This window comes from Novosphingobium sp. 63-713 (assembly GCF_001898925.1).
In the GTDB taxonomy this organism is placed as follows: domain Bacteria; phylum Pseudomonadota; class Alphaproteobacteria; order Sphingomonadales; family Sphingomonadaceae; genus Novosphingobium.
In genome coordinates, this window is record NZ_MKVS01000008.1 from 487,287 (window position 1) to 507,255 (window position 19,969).

Annotated in this window: 13 protein-coding genes; 6 read left to right on the plus strand and 7 right to left on the minus strand. The window is 63.6% G+C overall.

Annotated elements, in window-relative coordinates:
• Positions 1–230 precede the first annotated feature (230 nt).
• From BGP00_RS07360 to BGP00_RS07375, 4 genes are read left to right on the plus strand one after another with little or no spacing between them, the layout of a single operon-like run.
• Complete coding sequence (locus BGP00_RS07360; protein ID WP_292693979.1) at positions 231–3,038, plus strand: TonB-dependent receptor; 2,808 nt, start codon at positions 231–233, stop codon at positions 3,036–3,038.
• Positions 3,039–3,055: 17 nt separating this feature from the next.
• On the plus strand, positions 3,056–3,685 hold the full coding sequence (locus BGP00_RS07365; RefSeq protein WP_292693976.1) for a DUF6250 domain-containing protein: 630 nt from the start codon (positions 3,056–3,058) through the stop codon (positions 3,683–3,685).
• Positions 3,682–6,357, plus strand: coding sequence for a Tat pathway signal sequence domain protein (locus tag BGP00_RS07370; RefSeq protein ID WP_292693973.1), 2,676 nt, complete (start codon positions 3,682–3,684; stop codon positions 6,355–6,357). Before BGP00_RS07365 ends, BGP00_RS07370 begins: the two co-directional genes overlap by 4 nt.
• Before the next feature lie 38 nt (positions 6,358–6,395).
• A complete protein-coding gene (locus tag BGP00_RS07375; RefSeq protein ID WP_292694003.1) occupies positions 6,396–7,472 on the plus strand; it encodes an aldose epimerase family protein in 1,077 nt (358 codons plus the stop codon).
• Here BGP00_RS07375 and BGP00_RS07380 read toward each other — a convergent pair.
• Together BGP00_RS07380 and BGP00_RS07385 are read right to left on the minus strand one after the other, a co-directional pair.
• A complete protein-coding gene (locus BGP00_RS07380; protein WP_292693971.1) occupies positions 7,448–8,650 on the minus strand; it encodes an SGNH/GDSL hydrolase family protein in 1,203 nt (400 codons plus the stop codon). The genes BGP00_RS07375 and BGP00_RS07380 overlap by 25 nt on opposite strands.
• Positions 8,647–9,972 (minus strand): oligogalacturonate lyase family protein, encoded by a 1,326-nt coding sequence (locus BGP00_RS07385; protein WP_292693969.1) that lies wholly within the window; start codon positions 9,970–9,972, stop codon positions 8,647–8,649. Before BGP00_RS07385 ends, BGP00_RS07380 begins: the two co-directional genes overlap by 4 nt.
• A 143-nt stretch (positions 9,973–10,115) precedes the next feature.
• Between BGP00_RS07385 and BGP00_RS07390 the strand changes: the two genes are divergently transcribed.
• Positions 10,116–11,600: an MFS transporter gene (locus BGP00_RS07390; protein ID WP_292693967.1), complete on the plus strand. Its 1,485-nt coding sequence runs from the start codon at positions 10,116–10,118 to the stop codon at positions 11,598–11,600.
• Positions 11,597–12,397 (plus strand): rhamnogalacturonan acetylesterase, encoded by an 801-nt coding sequence (locus BGP00_RS07395; RefSeq protein WP_292693964.1) that lies wholly within the window; start codon positions 11,597–11,599, stop codon positions 12,395–12,397. Before BGP00_RS07390 ends, BGP00_RS07395 begins: the two co-directional genes overlap by 4 nt.
• A gap of 65 nt (positions 12,398–12,462) precedes the next feature.
• Here BGP00_RS07395 and BGP00_RS07400 read toward each other — a convergent pair whose 3' ends face one another.
• The 5 genes from BGP00_RS07400 to BGP00_RS07420 all read right to left on the minus strand — a co-directional run bounded on the left by BGP00_RS07400 (position 12,463) and on the right by BGP00_RS07420 (position 19,937).
• Positions 12,463–13,509 (minus strand): glycoside hydrolase family 88 protein, encoded by a 1,047-nt coding sequence (locus tag BGP00_RS07400; protein WP_310015128.1) that lies wholly within the window; start codon positions 13,507–13,509, stop codon positions 12,463–12,465.
• A 69-nt stretch (positions 13,510–13,578) separates the two neighbouring features.
• Positions 13,579–16,542, minus strand: a complete 2,964-nt coding sequence (locus BGP00_RS07405) for a beta-galactosidase (protein WP_292693958.1) — start codon at positions 16,540–16,542, stop codon at positions 13,579–13,581.
• Between the two features lie 11 nt (positions 16,543–16,553).
• A complete protein-coding gene (locus BGP00_RS07410; protein WP_292693956.1) occupies positions 16,554–16,868 on the minus strand; it encodes an L-rhamnose mutarotase in 315 nt (104 codons plus the stop codon).
• An 85-nt stretch (positions 16,869–16,953) separates the two neighbouring features.
• Positions 16,954–18,396 (minus strand): right-handed parallel beta-helix repeat-containing protein, encoded by a 1,443-nt coding sequence (locus BGP00_RS07415; RefSeq protein ID WP_292693954.1) that lies wholly within the window; start codon positions 18,394–18,396, stop codon positions 16,954–16,956.
• Complete coding sequence (locus BGP00_RS07420; RefSeq protein ID WP_292693952.1) at positions 18,393–19,937, minus strand: alpha-L-arabinofuranosidase C-terminal domain-containing protein; 1,545 nt, start codon at positions 19,935–19,937, stop codon at positions 18,393–18,395. The genes BGP00_RS07415 and BGP00_RS07420 overlap by 4 nt, the downstream gene beginning before the upstream one ends.
• Between the last annotated feature and the right edge of the window lie 32 nt (positions 19,938–19,969).

A 19,969-nucleotide genomic window follows, 5' to 3' on the forward strand; every position in this document is an offset into this window, starting at 1 on the left:
ATTGGAAAAGTTTCACAAAGTGAGATTAACCGCCACATAAAGGCCCAGTGCGAGCACAGGGATCCGGCGCCGGAGCGATGATTTATCGTGTGATTTCAAAAATTATCGCCCCACCATCAATATTTCGCCTTCCGGCTTGCAAAGTGATTATCTTGGCGATAGGTTCATAATGCGCTCGATAAGTTCATATTGAGCAATATTAAGAATGATAACAGGGAAGGTTGTCCACCATGGCTTCAAAGGCTCACCTTTGGCGATGCTCACCCGCGTCCGCCGCGCTCGTCATCGCGCTCGTTTCTCCCGGCCTGGCCCATGCGCAAAGCGCGCCCGCCCCCGCCACCAACGCCGACATCATCGTCAGCGGCATTCGCCAAAGCCTTGCCAATGCGCTCAACACCAAGCGCAATTCCGATCAGGTAGTGGACGCGATCTCGGCCGAGGATGTGGGCAAATTCCCGGACAAGAACGTGGGCGAAGCGCTGCAACGCATCACCGGCGTCCAGATCAGTCGCGCGGGCGGCGAAGGATCTGCGGTGTCCATTCGCGGCGTGGATCCGGGGCTGATCCGCGTTGAAATCAATGGGCAATCCACCCTCTCCACCGCCGCCGGGCCAGCCGCAGGGTCGGCCACCAATCCGGCGGTCGAATTCCGCGATATCCCGGCCGAATTCATCAGCCGCCTCGAAGTCGTCAAATCCGCCACCGCCGATATGACCGAGGGCGGTCTGGGCGGCACGGTGCGCATCATCACCCGCCGCCCGTTCGACACCAAAAAGGACTATCTGGCCGGATCGGTTCAGGGCGTTTACGGTACGCTGGGCGACCGGCTCGACCCCAAATTCGCGCTGATCGGCAGCCACCTGTTTGCCAATGACACGCTGGGCGTGCTGCTCTCGGCCACCTATGAAAAGCGCAGCCTGTGGTACGATCAGGCCAAGACGACGGGCTGGCGCCAGATCCGCAAGGTGGGCGCCACGGCCGCGCAATGCAGCCAGACGGTGCAGACCGGTTGCGTTGATCTGAACAATGACGGCACCGGCGATTTCTATCCCGACATTCCGCGCTATGCGATGTATCGCGAACGCACTGAACGCTATGCGATGAACGGCATTGTCGAATGGCGCCCGTCCGACAATTTCCGCCTGTTCTTTGACAACACCTATACGCGCGGGCAGCAGACGCTGAACTCGCAGCTTATGCAGATCAACACGTTTTCGGCCCTGACCTCGGCTCTCTCGCTCAGCAATGACACCAGTGTCAACGCGGGCAACGCGGCCAGCTATGTGCAATTCCAGCAAACCCCGGTGGCCAATCCGAACAGCACCAATGCGCTGGGCGTGTCCTATCGCAACATCAACGGCACGATCGACCGCCAGACCTATACCGGCACGCTGGGCAGCGAATGGCATGTCAGCCCCAAGCTGACCCTGCGCGCACGCGGCGGCTATTCCTGGGCGCGGGCCTTCAATGATGAAATCGACGTGGTGGGCACGCAATATGGCCTGACCTCGGTGACGGTGGATTATCGCAATTCGGCGGGCGCCCCCAACATCAGCCTGTCGACCGACCCCACCAATCCGGCGGGCATCAACAATCTGCAGATCCAGCACAAGCCGCGCCTGAACGTCCAGACCGAACGCAATTTCCAGTTCGACGGCGATTATGACGTCGGCGGCTTCCTGAAACAGATCAAGTTCGGCGTCCAGCGCCGCGTGACCGATCTCAACTCGATCTATCACGACGGCACCGTCACCTATGAGGGCTATACCGCAACGCCGGGCGTGGGCGATATCAAGACGCGCACATGGGTCACGGGCACGGCGGTCGATGCCGTCACCTCGACCGGGACCAATGCCGCGATCCTCTCGCAGATCCAGTCCTATGTAAAATATGCCGATCTTGGCGATCACAACTTCTTTTCGACCGGCAATATCGGCTCAACCAATATTCAGCGCTGGCTGAACATGAACATGGGAATCGCCAATGCGGCGGGTATTCCCACCACCTATACCACCAACAACTGGTCGCCGGGCGACACCTATGATGTGAAGCAGAAGAACTGGGCCGGTTATGTCTCGACCAAATGGGGCTTTACCCCGTTTGACCGCAATCTGGCCGTGGTGGTGGGCGCGCGCGTGATCCGCATGGAAACCATCGCCTCGGGCTATAACATCAACACCAGCGCGGGCACTTTCGCCCCGGTGTCCTTTACCGGCAATCACACCTATGTGCTGCCCAGCGCCAATCTGCGCTATGAGCTGGTGCCCAACAAGCTGATCTTCCGCGCCACGGCCACATCGGTGGCCGCCGCGCCCGATCTGGCCAAGATCGCGCCCTCCATGTCGCTCAACACAATTGCCCAGACCGGATCGCGCGGCAATCCCAAGCTCAGCCCCTATACCGCCCAGCAATATGACCTTGGGCTGGAATGGTATATCTCGCGGGTGAATTATCTGTCGGCCACCTTCTGGCGCAAGGATATTCAGGGCTTCCCCTATAAGGTGGCCACGACCGAGAATTACAACGGCACCGATTTCACCATCTCGACCTATTACAACAGCGCCGCCCCGGTTCAGATCAACGGGTTTGAGGCGGGCCTCGTCTATGGCTTCGACTTCCTGCCAGGCCTGTTCAAGAACATGGGGCTTCAGGCCAATTACACCTATGCCAAGGATCGCGGCTTTACCACGACAGGCTATTACAGCGGTCAGGCGCTGGGCTTCCCCGGCCTGTCGCGCCACAGCTATAACCTGTCCGCCTTCTATGACGATGGCCGTCTGAACGCGCGCATCTCGTACAACTGGCGTTCGCGCTATAATATCGGGCCGGAGCGCGACAATCTCAACGCCTTTGGCCGCCCCTATGGCCAATGGGATTCCTCGATCAGCTATCGCATCGGCGACCATTTCACCGCCTTTGTCGATCTGGTGAACATCACCAATGCCCAGCGCATCGAGGACGAGGAAAGCGCCTATCGCGTTTCCACCGTCGAAACCTATGGCCGCCGGGTCTATTTCGGCGTCCGGGCCAAGATGTGACGCCCGGCAGGCGGCGCGTGAGATTTCCTTTCCTGCTCTGCGCCGCCTGTTGTCTGCCGGGCGTGGCCGATGCCCGCCCGGCAGACTGGCGTATCGAGGCAGAGGCCCCGGCCCACGTTGCCTTCTCCCATGGCGGCATCGAAATCGACACGCCGCTGGGCCTGACGCTGTGGTATCGCCGTCGCCTTTCGGGCGCGGTGCGCATCAGTTTTGACGCCATGCCCATCGCCCATGGCGGCCCCAATGATACGGTCAGCGACCTCAACGCCTTCTGGATGGCGCGCGAGAAGGACGGCTCCGATCCAGCCCCCCGTTCCGGCCGGTTCGAGGATTACGACACCCTGCAAACCTATTACGTGGGCATCGGCGGCAATCGCAACACCACCACCCGCCTGCGCCGCTATGTGGCGACGCCGAGGGTGCGCCCGCTGCTGCCCGAGCATGACCGGGGCGATGCGCGCCTTGCGCCGGGCCGCTGGACGCATATCACCCTGATCGCCGATGGCGCGACCATCGCCGTGGAGCGCGACGGATCTCGCCTCTTCACCCTGACCGACCCTACCCCCTACACTTCCGGCTGGTTTGGCCTGCGCACCACATGGAGCCACTGGGCCTTCCGCCATATCAGCATAAAGGCTCAACGATGATGATCCGCCGCGATGCCCTCAAACTGGCCAGCCTGATCCCCGCCGCCGCGCTGGCCCCGCGCCTTGGCCATGCCGCGCCCGCGCCTTCCCCGGCACCGGTGCACTGGCTGGAGGGCCGCCCCGCCATGGATCTGGGCCATAGTTTCGGCGTGGCATGGCCGCGCGGGGCGGTATCGCGGCGCTCGGGCTTTACGCTGGCCGCAGGCGGCGCGGCCCTCCCGGCGCAAAGCTGGCCCACCGCCTTCTGGCCCGATGGCTCGATCAAATGGAGCGCCCATGCCCTGCCCGCCAGCATGGGCGATGCCGTGCCCGATGGCATCACCGTGGCCCCCGGTGCGCCTGGCCCCGCCTCCGCCGATCCGATCCGCATTGAACAGGCCGCCGATGGCCTCCGCCTCACCTGCGCCGGGGTGACATGGGATTTCGCCAAATCAGGCGATGCCGTGATCCGCTCGGTCAGCATCGGCGGGCGGGCGGTGATGGGGCCGGTCTCGCTGGTGGGGCAAATGGGTGGGGCCTTTGCCGCCACGGTCACGCGCCTGACGCTGGAGCAAAGCGGCCCGGTGCGCGCGGTCATCAAGGTCGAGGGCGTCCACCGGCAGGGGCAGGAGGCCACCCTGCCCTTCACCCTGCGTTTCTACGCCTATGCCGGGGCGCGGCATCTGCGCATCATTCACAGCTTCATCTATAACGGCGATCCGGCGCGCGATGCGATTGCCGCGCTGGGCCTCTCGGTCGCCGTGCCGATGCGCGATGCGCCCCATGATCGCCATATCCGCATGGCCAGCGATGGCCCCCTGTTTGCCGAGGCCGTCCGCCCGCTGACGGGCCTGCGCCGCGATCCGGGCGCTGCCTTCCGCGCCGCGCAAATCGCGGGCCGCGCCACGCCGCCCGTCGCACAAATGGCCGCGGCGGTGCGCGACAAATTGCAGTACATCCCCACATGGTCCGACTTCTGGCTGGAACAGGCCAATGCCGACGGGTTCCGCATCGAAAAGCGGACCGAGGCAAATATGGCATGGGTGGCCTCGGCATCGGGCCATCGCGCGCCGGGCCTTGCCTATGTCGGCGGGCCGAGCGGCGGCGCGGCCATTGCCCAGCGCTGGTTCTGGCAAACCTGCCCCAGCGCCTTGTCGGTGCGCGATGCGACCAGCAATACCGCCCATCTCACCGCATGGCTGTGGAGCCCGCGCGCCGAACCGATGGACCTGCGCCCTTGGCGCGGGGTCAACGGGATGGAGGGGTATGACGCTCAAAACGCTGGCCTCGACATCACCTATGAGGATTACGAACCCGGCTGGGGCAGCGCGACCGGCATTGCCAAGACGCATGAGCTGACGCTCTGGGCCTGTGAGGCGACGCCCGAGAATGCTATGATTGAGACAATGGCGGCCGCCAATGCCGCCTCGCCCCGGATGATGGCCGCGCCAGAGCATCTGAACAAGGCGGGCGTGTTTGGTGACTGGTCCCTGCCGGACCGCTCCAGCCGTAACCGCGCGATTGTCGAGGATCAGCTCGAACGCCTCGTCGATTTCTATGCGGGCGAAGTGGACCGGCGCGGCTGGTATGGTTTCTGGAACCATGGCGACATCATGCACACCTATGACGCCGACCGGCATCAGTGGCGCTATGACATCGGCGGCTTTGCATGGGACAACAGCGAGTTATCGCCCGACCTTTGGCTGTGGTATCAGGCTTTGCGCACCGGGGCGGCCCAGCCCTTCCGTCTGGCCGAGGCGATGACGCGCCACACCAGCGAGGTCGACACCTATCACCTTGGCCGCTTCAAGGGGCTGGGCACGCGCCACGGGGTGCAGCATTGGGGCGACAGTTCGAAACAGCCGCGCGTGTCCAATGCCATCTATCGCCGGATCTATTTTTACCTCACCGCCGATGATCGGGTGGGTGATCTGATCGCCGATCTGGTGGACAGCGACCGGACGCTGGACCATGTGGAAATCGGCCGCAAGGTGCCGGGTGCGAAACCCTATGCCGGGCCCAAGGGCACATTCGAGATGGGTTTCGGCCCCAGTTGGACCGCCGTGGTGGGCGCCTGGCTGACCCAGTGGGAGCGCACCGGCGATACGCAATGGCGTGACCGGATCGCGGCGGGGATGCAGAGTATCGGGGCGATGAAATATGGCTGGCTGGTGGGCGGCGCGCCCTATGATCCGGCCACGCATCGGTTCCTTGGCAAAGGCGACACGATCGGCATCAGCCATCTCTCCTCCGTCTTCGGCGCGACCGAGATCAATGCAGAGATCATCAGCCTGATCGACATTCCCGCCTATGCGCAGGCATGGGTCACGTTCTGCCAATGGTACAATGCGCCCAAGCCCGATTTCCTCGCCAAATTCGGTCCGCCCTTTGGCGCGCGCAATCTGCGCGAGGCCTATTCGCGCATGACCGCCTATGCCGCCCGCGCGCGGCATGACCGAGGCTTGATGGCGCGCGCGGTGGAGGAATTCTTCTCCGGCGATGAAGGGCTTGGCACATGGGATCATGATCCGCGCGTGCATCTGGGCAATCAGGTCGAATGGCCGCGCCTGTCCACCAATGCCGCCGCGCAATGGGGGCTGGCCGCGATCCAGATGCTGGCGCTGGCAGGGCCGGAAATCGACTCTGCCCATATCCCCGCCCATCGCAACAGCCCGCAGGAACCACGCCATTGAGGATCGCGCTGGCTCTGCTGCTCACGGCCTCGCCCGCGATGGCGGCAACCGCGCGTGTGGAGGATGGCGGCGCGCTGGCCGATGGGCGGCATGTGGCGGCCATCGTGCTGAGCAGTGGCGCAGTGTCGGCGCGGATATTGGCCTATGGCGCCACGCTGCAAAGTCTGATCGCGCCGGATCGCCATGGGCGCCGCGCCGATATCGTCTTGGGCCATGACAGCGCCGCCGAATACGAGGCGCATCAGGATTATCTGGGCGCCACCGTTGGGCGCTATGCCAACCGGATCGCCGGAGCGGAATTTGCGCTGGATGGCATGACATACCATCTGCGGCGCAATGGCGCGGGGCCGAATTCGGTGCATGGCGGCGGGCTGGGTTTTGACCGGCAAGTGTTCGATGTGGCCGAGGTGCAAGGCGGCAAGGATGCCATGGTCCGCCTGACCCATACCAGCCCCGATGGCGACAGCGGCTATCCGGGGGAGCTGAGGGTTTCCGTCACCTATCGGCTGGATGCCAAAGGCGCGCTGACCATCCGGTTTGAGGCGGAAACGAGCAAGCCCACCATCGTCAACATCACCAACCATGCGCTGTTCAACCTGTCGGGCGAAGGCGCGGGGCGGGCAGCGACCATGGCGCGGCTGATGATCCCGGCCAGCCGTATGGTGCCGGTGGCGCGGGGCAATCTGCCCACGGGAGTGTTACGCGATGTGGGCGGGACGGCGTTTGATTTTCGACGCCCGCGTTTGATCGATGCCGCGATCCGCGACGGCCATGATGCGCAAATCGTACAGGCGCGCGGATATGATCACAGTTTCATGCTGGATGCGGGGCTGACCGCCCTGCCCCATCTGGCCGCGCGTATGACGGATGCCGCATCAGGCCGCTGGCTGGAAATGTGGACCACCCAGCCCTCGGTCCAGCTTTATACCGGCAATTATTTCGACGGCAGCAAACCGGGCAAAGCTGGACATTTGTATCGCATGGGCGATGGTGTGGCACTGGAGCCGGGACTGCCGCCTGATACGCCGCATTTCCCGCAATTCGGGTCGGCCCGCGTTGATCCGGGCCGACCTTATGTGCATGTGATGGTCTATCGCGTGGGCGTCCTGCCCTGACGCAGCAGCGCCAAAGGCACAGCATCGGCCATCGCGGCAAAGCCCTTGTCATTGGGGTGCAGATGGTCGCCTGAATCATACACCGGGTTCATCACCAGCGGATCGACCTTGTCCCGCATCACCGCGTCCAGATCGACCATGCCGTCGCTCTGCTTCTGCTCGCGGATCCATGTGTTGATCTTCTGGCGCTGCATCTCGCCCCATTCGGACCAATAGCCAGCACCCTTATAAGGCAGGATCGTGGCAAGGATGATCTTGATGCCATGGTCATGGGCGCGGATCACCATCTGGCGATAGGCGTTGATCACGGCCTCGGTGTCGAAACTCTCATGCCGCTTTTCGCGCCATGCCGCGCCAATGTCATTGACGCCTTCCAGCACGATCACATGGTCCGCGCCCGGAATGGCCAACACATCGCGGTCAAACCGGGCCAGCGCATTAAGCCCCGCCCCATCGGCCAGCATCCGGTTGCCCGAAATGCCGACATTGGCCACGCCCATGTTCAGGCCCGATTTTTGCAGACGCGCGGCAAATTGATCGGGCCAGCGCAGATCCGAATCAACCGTGGCCCGCACGCCATCGGTGATCGAATCGCCAAAGGTGACGATGGTGCGCAAAGGCGTCTTGGCCCCCACATCGACGCCGGAAATGACAAAGCGCCGCTCGACCGTGGCGGCCTCGGACAATTCAGGCTTTTCCACCTGATCGCCGGGCGCCAGTTGCGTCTTTGCCGCGCCAAAGGAATGGAACGCGCCCAACACCTGTCCCGGCGCGACATGGAAAGTCACTGCGATCCGGCTCAGAGGTTTGACCGGCATACGCAGCCAGTCGCTGATCATCGGCGCATGGGCCGGGATGGTCACGCCGGGCCGCCCGCCAAAGCTGATGCTGCGGGTACTGCCGGGGATCACCGCTCCGCGCGCATCGACCAGCGCCACGGCGAAATGGTCGATGGTCAAAGCGCTCGCGCTGTCCTGATTGTCCAGCACAAGGCGCAGCCGGTCTCCGCCCGCCGACAGGCGCAGGACCTGGCGCACCGTGGCATCGGCAATCGAGGGCGGCGCGTTGGGTGCGTCCGCCGCCGGGGCCGCCTGCATCGCCACGCCCCAGCTTCGCGCCACGCCCGCATGGGCCGAAGCGCTGGTCAGCAGCGCGGCCAGCAGCAAAGCGCCCTTCACTTGGCGGTTTCCACCGCATAGGTGTGAGTGGTTCCTTCGAAATTTGCGCGGAAAATGATCCATTTGCCATCCGGGGTAAAGGTCATGTTGGGTTCGGTCTTGTAATTGTTGGCGCGCATATCGACCAGCTTTTCCTGATCGAAGGTGCCCGGCACAATCAGCTTGTCCGCGTCGGCGGTCGGGATTTCGGCATCGTCGGGGATCATGCGCGGGGTGAAGAGATAGAGATATTTGCCATCGGGCGCATGGGCCACCATCTCGCTGTCTCCGCCATCGCCGGTGAAGAGTTTGAGGTCCGGCGACTGGTTGTAATGCACCGACCACTGGTTGCGTTCCAGATGATACCAGGTCCGTTTGCCGGTCCGCACATTATAGCCCGCCAGCCAGAACACCTGGCCTCGAGGCGTTTGCAGATCGTACCAGATCGTCTCGCCATCGGGGCTGAAGAACTCATGGCCCGCGATCTCATTGTTCATGGTGCGGGTGTGGACCAGTTTTTTGCCGGTGCCATCGGTGCGGATGGTCCAGATCCGGTCCACCTCGTGCCAAGGCCCTTCGTGGCAATACATGATGAGGCCCGGATCGGTGGGCGAGAATTGCACATGGTTGAGCCAGTCATTGCTGGCCACGATGGTCTTGCGCTCGCCGGTGACGAGGTTCTGGGTAAAGACCTCCATCGGGAAACCGGCCTTCAACCGGCGGTGCAGCGAGCGAGTTTTTGCATCGGCATAGGTGTAGGGCGTGCCGTCGGGCCGGTTTTCGGCATAGGTGTTGCCGCCCGCCACCGCATTGTTGCCCTGATCCGCACGGACCAGCGTGCCGTCCGGGTTCACCTTGGCGGGGGGCAAAGTATATTGGCCCAGCAGCAGCGTTTCATCGGCATTGATCGAGCCGATCGAGCCGCCCGCCACATCGGCCACCTTCTTGGCCTTGCCGGTGTCCACATCCACCGCATAGACCTGAAACGCGCCGCCCGCATCGTCGCGCGCGCGGGTGGCGTAATAGGCGTTGCGGCTGATATGGCCGGTAAAAAGCAGGTTGAGATGCGGCCCGGGCACCAGCAATTTGATCGACCAGTCCGAGAGCGTGACAACGCTGATCCCGTCGGGGGTCTTGATGACCATCTTGTCGCCCTTGGGGGTAAAGGCGCTTTGCGTGAAATAGAGATTGGAGGTTCCGCCCTGAGTGCTGATGCGCACAATGCGGTGGCCGGTGGCGGGGTCGATCCATTCTTTGGCCGGTTTGGCGATGGCGGGGGCGGCCAAGGCAAAGGGGGCCAGTAGCGAGGTAGCGAGCAGACCCGTCAAAAGGCGGAAACGCATCCGAAAATCTCCCATGAATCGGTGCGGCGCTATGATTGCCGCTTGTCGATGCGGTTTTACATAGTATAAACGAAGTCCACAATATGAATAATTGCGCCGCATGGTGATACGCCATTCCGGCCCCAAGGGAAAAGGAAGGCGTGATGGCGCAACCGGCGGCAAGACCGGTCCGTTTGGTCAATTACCTGGCCTATGGCGCGAATGACGTGCTGGGCGCGGGGTCGATGGCGGTGATCTCGGCATGGGTGCTGATCTTCTACACGCGGTTTTGCGGCCTCTCAGCCGGACAGGCTGCGCTGATCTTTGCCGTGGCGCGCATTCTCGACGCCTTTGTCTCGCCCACGATCGGGCATATTTCGGACCATTTCGACCGGCACGCGCTGGGGCGGCGGTTCGGGCGGCGGCGGTTTTTCGTGCTGGCCGCCATTCCCCTGCTGCCAACATTCGCGCTGATGTGGCTGCCGGGTCAGACCTTTTGGTATTACCTTGTTTCCTATGTGCTGTTCGAACTGACCTATGCGCTGGAGATCATCCCCTATGAAACGCTGGCCGCCGAAATGGCCAGCGACTTTGCCACCAAGGCCAAGTTTGCCGGGGTGCGCATTCTGTTTGCGCAAGGGTCGGCGATTCTGGCCGGTTTCCTGCCGCTCTGGCTGATCAACTGGCTGGGGCGCGACAGTGCGAACACGTTCCTCATCATGGGGGCGATCTTTGCCGCGCTGTTCATGGCGACGGCGGGCTTCCTCTATGCCTTCAGTTGGGAACGCCAGCGCCCCACGCCGCCCAAGCCCGCCGCCGGATCCCCGCTGCTGCATCTGTGGCGCAATCTGTCGTCCACCTTGCGCATTCGGGCGTTCCGGCTGCATCTGGGCATGTATCTGGGCGGATATATCTCGCAGGACATTTTCAACGCGGCTTTCACCTTCTTCGTGATCTTTGCGCTGGCCGGATCGACGCAGGCGGCCTCCGCCCTGCTGGGCACGATGTATATTGTGCAATTGGGCGCGGTGATGCTGGCCATCCGCATGGCGCTGCGCTCCAGCCCCGCGCTGGCCTATCGCATGGCGGCGGCGTGTTTCGCGCTGGGCGTGGCGGCGCTGCTGGCGCTGTGGTGGGCGGGGCTGCCTGCCGCATCGGGGTGGATCTGGATCGGCATGGGGCTGGTGGGCCTCGGGCGCGGGGCGCTCAACTACATTCCATGGGCCACCTACAATTACATGGCCGATGTGGATGAGATCGTCACCGGTCGCCGCCGCGAAGGCTCCTTTGCGGGCGTGATGACTTTTATCCGCAAGGCAACACAGGCCGCCGCCGTGGCGCTGGTGGGCCTGTTGATGGATGCGGGCGGTTTCGTGCCCAAGGCGGACGTACAGAGCCATGGCGCGGTGCTGACGCTGGTGCTGGTGATGGGCATCGGCACATGGGCGATGCTGGGCTTTGGTATCGCCGTCTCGCGCCGCTTCCGTCTCAGCCGCGCCACGCATGACGTGCTGATGGGCGAGATCGAACATCTGCGCGGCGGCGGGCGCGAACCGACCAGCCCCCATGCGCGCGAAGTGGTTCAGGACCTGACAGGCTGGGACTATGAGAGCCTGTGGGGCAACAATCCGGTGGGAGGAAAATTGTGAAACATCTGTTGCTGCTGGCTGCGGCCAGCCTGTCTGTCGCCGCCACGCCCAAGCCGGCGCCAAAACCCGAACCGGCGCGCATCCTGATCGCGGGGGATTCCACGGTCCAGACCTATGCGCCCGAACGATACCCTCAAGGCGGCTGGGGCCAATTCCTCGCCTGCGGCCTGTCGGGCGATGCGGTGGTGGTCAATCGCGCCATTGGCGGTCGCTCGACCAAAAGCTTCATCAACGAGGGCCGATGGGACCGGATGATGGGCGAGATCCGCGCGGGCGACACCGTGCTGATCCAGTTCGGCCATAATGACGCCACCAAGGCCAAGCCCGAACGCTTTGCCGATCCGGCGATGTATCGCGACAATCTGCTGCGCTTCATCTGGGAAACGCGGGGGCATGGGGCTTTTCCCGTGCTGGTGACGCCGGTGGCGCGGCGGTCGTTTGACGCGGCGGGCAAGGCGCGGGCCGATTTTGCCGAATATTCCGCCGTGATGCGCGAGTTGGCCTCCACGACTCAAACGCCGCTGATCGACCTTGAGGGCGCCTCGCGCAATCTGCTCGACCGGATGGGGGCGGACAAGTCGGTCGTCTATTACATGAACCTGGCGCCGGGGGCCTATCCCGCCTTTGCGGCCGGGCTGAAGGATGACACGCATTTTACGGAACTGGGCGCGCGGACCATGGCCGATCTGGTGGCAGAGCAGCTCTCGGGCCTGTCGGTACCCGCCGCGCGTGCGGTGTTGGCGCAGCGGCTCGATCTGGAGCGTGAGACGCCGCTGGGCAAATACGCCTGTCATTGATGGGCCAAACAAAAGGGGCGGCGGACCAGATCAGGTCCGCCGCCCCTTTTTTTTCGTCCGGCTACTTACCGCCGGTGCAGCGCCTCGGCCAAAGCGCAGATCGCAAGACTTTGCCCATAGGGCATCGAGGTCAGCGCAATATCCTTATAGAACTGCATCGTATCGCCCATCGCAGTGCCGAAGGATACCTGCGTCAATTCGCCATCCGCGTTGATATGGTCGATCACGCCCTGCACCGCTTTAAGGCCCACCGTTTCATAGCTTGCGTCCAGCAGGCCCATGCGCACGGCCTTGAGGATACCATAGGCAAAACCCGCCGTGGCCGAGGCTTCCAGATAGGAGGTCGGGTCCATCACCAGCGTATGCCACAGACCATTCTCCGCCTGCGTCGCGGCCAAAGTCTTGACCTGTGCGGCCAGCGTATCGACGAGGAAGGTGCGGAAAGCATCGCCTTCGGGCAGGCCGAGCAATTCGATGATTTCGGGAATAGCAATCGTGATCCAGCAATTGCCCCGCGCCCACAGAGCGCCCGCAAAATTGTGCCGCCCGTTGAAATCCCAGCCATGGAACCACAGGCCGGTTTTCGTATCGAACAGGTATTTGATATGCACGAGGAACTGGCGCTTGGCCTCCTCGACATAATCGGGGCGATCCAGCAGCAGGCCAAAACGCGCCAGCGGCAGCACGCTCATCATCAGCGTGTCGTCCCACATCTCGCCGGGGTTTTCGTCATTATAGACGATGTGCTGAAAACCGCCCTCCTCGGTCTTGGGCAGGCCATCGGGCGCCATCAGCCAGTCGGCCCATTCCTGAATCTGGGCCAGCCAGTCGGCATTCGGCTCGCGCTCATAGAGATAGGAGAGCGTAAGAAAGGGCGAGACGGTGTTGATGTTCTTGGTCGTCCCGCGCGGCAATTGGTCGGCAAACCACTGGCGGATGATGGTCAGCGCCTTGTCATCGCCGGTCTGCTGATAATAGCGCCACATGCCGAACAGGCCGATGCCATGCGTCCATTCCCAGCCGTTCCAGCCCTTGGTGTCAATGACGCGGCCATCCTCGAGCCGCAGCAGAAATTCGCCGGTTTCATCATGGATCGAGACCAGATTGTCCATCAGACGATGGATCAGCCCGATCAGATCGGAACGTGCAGGAAGAGTTGCGGACACACTATTCTCCATGGATCAACGGATGGGCGCGAGGCCGGCAGGGGCGGCAACCTGCGCCACCTCCAGCCCGCCGCGGCGATTTTGCATTGTGACGAGGCGCACATTCTCGGGCGCATTGGCCGGTGCGCCGTCGCTGGTGACGGCAAGGGCGATGCTGTTGGCCCCGTGATGGTTGAGGATGCCCTGTGGAAGCGGAAAGATCCGCTGCGGCCCGACATGGGCGATGAATTGCCCCATGTTCCAGCCGTTGACGAAGATCAGCACCCGGTATTGCGCCGATGAACGCGGCCGCGCGGTGTCGCCAAAGGCAAGGCCGATGGTGGCGTCCTGTCCGCGCGGAACATTGAGCGTGACATGGGTGCGATACCAGTTCGTGCCCGCCGATCCCTGCGGCAGAGCGGCCCCGGTGGCGCGCCACGCATGATCGTCAAAAGCGGGCAGATGCCAGCCCATGCGCTCGCCATATTGGCCGCCATTGTTGGGCGTGCCGCGCGCGCGGTCGGTGAAATCCTCGCCGCCGCTGCGGCCCTGTATCCGCCAGTTGAGCGGCACGGCAAAGGCAGGCCCCGTCAGCGGTTCGAGCGAGGCGGCGATCAGGCCCCGCCCCTCCTTATGCTCGTCCATCGCGGTCAGGTCCCAGTTATGGCCATTGTTGCGCACCATGACGGACAGGACATGATCGCCCGATACGCGCGCGGCATCGGGCATGGGAACCGTCAGATTGCCCGTCGTGATCGGGCGCGGCATGGCGGCGGGCAGATCCTGTTGGCCGATCAGGCGGCCATCGAGGAACACCTGAACCATCCCCGCCCCGCCCGCGCCATAGGTCAGGCTGAGACGCTGGGCATCGGCGGAACCGGCGAAATGGGCGCGATACCAGACATCGCCCTCGTGGAAACCATAGGGATCCATGGTCAGTGTGGGCTGGCCTGCGGGCTTTTGGCTTTGCGTGGCGTCGGCGCGGTGGTCGATGGCCTGCCATGCGCTGTCGTCAAATGTGGCGGCGGCCTCGGGCGTGCCCTCGGCCATGCGCCAGTCGGTCAGCGCGGGCAGCGCAATGGGGGCCGGACCGGGAATGGGCGCGATGGATTCAAACGATCCGCCCGCCGCAGGCCGCATGGCCACCGGGGCGCCATTCCATGTGATGCGCGATTGCCGGGTCCACACGCGCAAGAAAGCGGGAGCGGTAGTATCGCCGGTCAGCGCGAGCGCTCCGCCCTTGGCCCGCGCATGGCGCACCAGCGCAGGCCCGCAGGCCAGCACGCCATCGGCATCCCAGCAAGCCCCGCCCGCCGCATCATCGCCCAGCAGCAGGCTCAGCGCAGGCCGCCCGCCGCCGCTGATCTCCACCGTGGAGAGCGCGCCATGGGTGTAATCCAGCGTCAGATCGCCGCACGCCGCATCCCAAGAGACGGCGACCCCATCGGGCGCCTTGATCGCGGGCTTGGCGCTGTAGCGCAGCACGGTCCGTCCGCCCTCACCCGCGCGGCCGATCAGCAGCAGCAGGCCGTTCTGCGCGGTCTGGATCTGGCTGGTCGTGTAAACCAACCGCTGCCCCGCGACATTGGCCCCGGCCACGATCCATTTCGCATCATAGCCGTTCAGCCGGATCTGCGGCATCTGATAATGCCCATCAGGCAGATCGGCGGCGAAGGTAAAGCTGGTATCCTGCGTCAGATGCCCCGGCTGATGCGCGGCCAGAATCAGGCGGGCATCTGTTTCAGGGCTGCGATTGTGATAGAGGCGGATGGCGTCCGAAGATGGCGTCAATTTGTCCGCCGGGACCATCGCGGCAATCTCCGGCAGCGCCGCAAGAGTGCCGCCGATGGGCTTCAACGCCAAGGCTTTTTCGCGCAGGGATCGGTCCTCGGCAATCGCCGCGCCATAGTCATAGGAGGTGAACACCACCGGCGCGGGCAGCCAGCCCCATGAGGTGCCGCCATAGCCCATATAGATGCTTTGCAACCCGATGCCGTTGACGAAATTCGTGCCGTAAAACAGGCGGCCATAGCCCGGCCCCGTCTGTCCCGCATTGCAGGCATAGATCCCGTCCGACCCCCAATAATCGAACCAGCCTCCGCCGATTTCCGCCATAAAGCCCGGTGTGTCGGGCGAGGCCGACGCCCCACCCTTGGCCCCGCCGATACCATAATAGCCCCAATCAGGCGCGCCATTCCCACGCGCAATCTTGCCCTGCGCGGTGCAGGTGCCGCCCGGATAGCCATCGAAGGCATACATATCGACCGGGCCATGGACCACGCCCGGCACGGGCGAACCATCGGGCGCCCAATTACCATTGCGGCCCGGATCATTGTGAAAAATCGGCACGGTGATGCCGTGGCTGCGCGTCACGGCATAGAGATGGTCCATATAGCGGCGATGGGCCGGGCTGGTCTGCGAAAGTTCGTTTTCGATCTGATGCAGGATGACGGGGCCTTTGCCATCATTGATCTGATGGCGCGCAACAATGCCGTCGATGGCCGCGAGCCATTCATCCGCCGCCTTCAGATATTCCGGATCATCGGTCCGCGCCCTCGCCCGCTGGTTGTTCAGCCAGCCGGGAAAGCCGCCCCGCGCCAGCTCCGCGTTCACATAGGGCCCAACGCGGGTGATGACATAAAGCCCCTCCTCGCCGGCCATGGTGATGGCGCGCTCCATGTCGCGGATGCCGGTGAAATCCAGCTCGCCTTGCTTGGGGCTGTGATAACCCCAGTCGAAATAGAAGGTGACGGTGTTGAACCCGCTGGCCTTGATCTTTTGCAGGACATCGCGCCACAGATCGGGGCTGGGCAGGCGATAGGGGTGAAATTCGGCGGCCCAGATCGGTGTGCGTTGCCCATCGATCATCAGCGAGCGGCCATCGAAGGACACGCGGCCGAATGTCTTGACCGGAGCCTTGAGATTGACGGTCGGACGCGCTTCCTGCGCGAGAGCGGGGGCCGCGATCAGAGCCGCGCCAACCAATAAAAGAGAACGCATCGCCACCCCCATCAGGCCATGTGAAACATCGGCATGAGCGGCCATTCGCGCGGGCGATTGTCCGGTTCGACCTCCATCAGCGGCGCCATCGCGGCCCACCACAGTTTCATCACCGGCTCATTGGGCAAGCTCTCGCGCCTGTTCTCCTCGGCAAGCCTCAGCACCGCAAAGAGCGCCAGCGTGTCCTCATCCAGAAAGATCGAATAGTCGCTGATCCCGGCCTGGCGCAGCAGATCGACCAGCTCGGGCCAGATCTCGTCATGGCGGCGGCGATATTCATCGACCATGCCGGGTTTCAATTGCATCCGGAATGCGAACCTTTGCACTGGCCTCTCCAAAATCCCGCATTATGCACATTTGTTGCTTATTGTGATACACGCAGGACGGATCGCCGTCAATCGCCCAAATGGGTCAGGCGGGCGGCCAATGCGGCATTTCCCGCAGATTCAGGCCCTGCGCATCACGCACAATCACCGGGGGTCGCGCATCATCCCCGGCATGGCGCGCGGCGAAACGCTCGACGGTCACATCCTGAACATCGCGCATCCACAGCGCCCATGCGGGCAGCACGCCAAACATGCTGGGTTCGGGATAGGCATCGGGCACCAGCGGAGGCTGGCGGGCGGCATCCTGCGCCGTACCGCCGCCATCGAAACTCAGGTCAATGTCGCGCAAAGCCACCTGCTGCACCGGATGACCGGGCAGGCCCGCCACAATCGCGGGGAATTCATGGGCGATCCCGGTGGCGCGAATATCGCTGATCTCCACCCGGCGCAGCGCCCCGATCCGCGTCCCCTCCGGCCCGCGCAGCCGGGCGCCCAGCCGCAGGAAGATCGGGGCAGTAGTCACCTCGCGCATGGTCAGGCGGCGGGCGGTAATGTCCTCGACCGTGGCGCCGTCAACGCATTCGATGGCCAATCCCCGGCTGCGTTCGAAATGGCAATCCTCGATGGTCACACGGCGAATGTCGCCATTGGTTTCGGTGCCGATCTTGATGCGGCCGGTCACCCGGTCGCGGTCGGGGGCGAATTGCTGCGTCCGCCCGCGCGTGCCATCCAGCATCGTGCAAAGGTCATAGCCCGAGACCGTGCAATGGCGTATCGCAATATCCTCCGATGACGCCAGCCGCCCAAGGGCAAGGCTGGTTTTCACCACGATGGCGTCATCATTGGGGCTGTTCACCCGGCAATGTTCGACCACGCAGCGGCGCGCGCAATCGAGGTCGATCCCGTCCCGCTCCGTGTCGATGGACAGGTGGCGGATCGCCATGTCCTCGCACCCGGTGGCAAGGATGGCGAAATGCCCGCCCCCCGCAATGGTAAAGCCCGAAAGTTCGACATTGCGGCATTCGCGCAGGCCGATCGCCTTGTTGCCCAGCCCGCGCATCGCGGCATGGCTCTGCTCCAGCGCGCCGACTTCGGCCTCGCTCATCGCCGCCATGGAGAGCGGCCTTTCACCCGCCTGCGCGCGCCAGAGCGAGCCGGGGCCGTTGCGGGTCAGGCCCCGCCCCTCGATCCGGCCGGGGCCGGTGATGGCGATATCCTGCGCGCCGATGGCCCAGATCAGGCTGTTGCACCAATGGCTGTGGCCGAAATCCTGATAGAGTTGCGGGCCATTGTCCTCGGGCAGGTCATAGGCGCCGCCGTGGCGCGTCGGGTCCGCTGCCTCGATCACTGCGCCCTGCCCCAGATGCAGCCGGACGCCGGAAAGCAGACGGATCGAGAAGCACAGGAAGCGCCCGACGGGCAATTCCACCACCCCGCCACCACGCTGATGCGCGGCGGCGATGGCGGCATTGATCGCGCCATGGGCAAGGCTGCGCCCATCGGCAAAAGCGCCCAGATCCGCGATCACGGCAGGTCCAGCACGACCAGCGATTTGGCGGGCAGATCGACCAGCAACTTGCCCTCACGCAGGCTCGCCCCGGTAAACGCCACCGGATGCACCCGCGCGCCATTGGCAAAATCATTCACATCCTGAACCCGGTCCGAAGTCAGGATGCGGCCCGTCACGCCCGTCGATTTGACGCCGGACAGCGCGATTTCCAGATGCTGCGCCTTGCCCGGATCAATGTTGACGAGGGCCACATGCACCACGCCGTCCTTGCCCCGCGCCGCCGCGCCATGCAGCGCGGGCGACACCCATTCATCGCGCCCGTACCACAGTTTGGGCAGATCAAGCGGCAGAGCCGTCGCATCCTGAAAACCGCGATACATGTCGAACACATGATAGGTGGGTGTCAGCACCATCTGCGCATCCTTGGTCAGGATCATCGACTGGAGGACGTTCACCATCTGGGCAATGTTGGTCATGCGCACGCGGTCGGCATGGCGGATGAACAGGTTGATGTTCACCCCCGCCAGCAAGGCATCGCGCAGGCTGTTCTGCTGATAGAGGAAACCGGGATTGGTGCCCGGCTCCACATCGGTCCAGATGCCCCATTCATCCACCGCCAGATTGACGCGCTTGGCCGGGTCATATTTGTCCATGACGGCGGAGTGCCTGGTCAGCAGTTCCTCCATCTTCCAAGTCTTGGCCATGGTGCGGGCATAGTCGGTTTCGTTGAAATCCGTGGCCGATCCCTTGCCCTTCCAGTCGCCGGGCACAGTGTAATAATGCAGGCCGATGCCATCGATCATCCGGCCGGCCTCGCGCATCATCACCTCGGTCCAGTTGTAATCGGGACCATTGGCGCCGCTGGCGATCTTCTGGATTTTGGTGCCAAAGGGGACTTTGACGAAAGTGGCATAGCGGCGCGTGACATCGGCGGCATAGTCCGCCCTCATATTGCCGCCGCAGCCCCACAACTCATTGCCGATGCCGAAATAGGGCAGTTTCCACGGCTCCTTGCGCCCGTTGCGCGCGCGTTCATCGGCCAGAGTGCCTTGCGGAGCGGTGATATATTGCACCCACTCCTCCATCTCGCCCGCAGGCGCGCTGCCCACATTGCCCGAGACATAGGCCTGCGCGCCGATCAGCTCGGCAAAGTCCATGAATTCATGCGTGCCGAATGTGTTGGGCTCGGTCACGCCGCCCCAATGGGTGTTGATCTTGACCGGGCGCTTGGCGCGCGGGCCGATCCCGTCGCGCCAATGATATTCGTCAGCAAAGCACCCGCCCGGCCAGCGCACCAGCGGCACATGCAGCGCCCGCAGCGCCTCGACCACATCGCGGCGATAGCCCTTGATATTGGGAATTTTCGATTCCGGCCCGACCCAGATCCCGCCATAAATGCCATAACCCAGATGTTCGGCAAACTGGCTGAAGATGCGCGGGTCGATGGTGGCCCCCGGCGCTTCGCCATGCAGGGCGGCGGGGGTTTGGGCGTGAAGCAGGGGCGCGGCGCAAAGCGACAAGGCGGCGGATGCCAGAAGTTGGCTCAATCGACGAATCATGGTCTCTCCCTGACCTTTATGCTACGTACATT

Bases quoted from the DNA above. Each gene is read 5' to 3' on its own strand.
- BGP00_RS07360 (WP_292693979.1), top strand. From the start codon at position 231: ATGGCTTCAAAGGCTCACCTTTGGCGATGCTCACCCGCGTCCGCCGCG.
- BGP00_RS07370 (WP_292693973.1), top strand. From the start codon at position 3,682: ATGATGATCCGCCGCGATGCCCTCAAACTGGCCAGCCTGATCCCCGCC.
- BGP00_RS07375 (WP_292694003.1), top strand. From the start codon at position 6,396: ATGGCGGCAACCGCGCGTGTGGAGGATGGCGGCGCGCTGGCCGATGGG.
- BGP00_RS07385 (WP_292693969.1), bottom strand. From the start codon at position 9,972: ATGCGTTTCCGCCTTTTGACGGGTCTGCTCGCTACCTCGCTACTGGCC.
- BGP00_RS07390 (WP_292693967.1), top strand. From the start codon at position 10,116: ATGGCGCAACCGGCGGCAAGACCGGTCCGTTTGGTCAATTACCTGGCC.
- BGP00_RS07400 (WP_310015128.1), bottom strand. From the start codon at position 13,509: ATGGACAATCTGGTCTCGATCCATGATGAAACCGGCGAATTTCTGCTG.
- BGP00_RS07405 (WP_292693958.1), bottom strand. From the start codon at position 16,542: ATGCGTTCTCTTTTATTGGTTGGCGCGGCTCTGATCGCGGCCCCCGCT.
- BGP00_RS07420 (WP_292693952.1), bottom strand. From the start codon at position 19,937: ATGATTCGTCGATTGAGCCAACTTCTGGCATCCGCCGCCTTGTCGCTT.